The following is a 241-nucleotide window of genomic DNA, read 5'->3' as shown; positions in this document are numbered from 1 at the left end:
CCGAGCGTGTCCAGGGTGAACTCCGAGCCGTTGCTGCGGGTGCCGGGACGCTCCCACTCCGACTCCGCGACGTCCACCCAGGCGGCGGCGTTCGCCTCGCCGGCCGCCGTGAGTTCGGCGGTGACCGTGTCCGGGTCCTGCTCCCAGTAGCGCTCGTCGAGCGCGGTCGCGTCCTGGTCCCAGTTGGGGAACACCGGGTTGTCCTCGGTACGGATCAGCTGGTTGCGGACGGTGAAGATGA

Annotated in this window: 1 pseudogene; it reads right to left on the bottom strand. The window is 70.1% G+C overall.

Annotation, left to right across the window (positions count from 1 at the left end):
- A pseudogene (locus BN358_RS27010) lies at nt 1-241 on the bottom strand (DinB family protein); the annotation flags it as partial.

It is taken from the genome of Sedimentibacter sp. B4, assembly GCF_000309315.1.
Lineage (GTDB): Bacteria > Bacillota > Clostridia > Tissierellales > Sedimentibacteraceae > Sedimentibacter > Sedimentibacter saalensis.
Note: the sequence above shows the minus strand (reverse complement) of the source record. Positions and strands in the feature narration are given on the sequence as shown.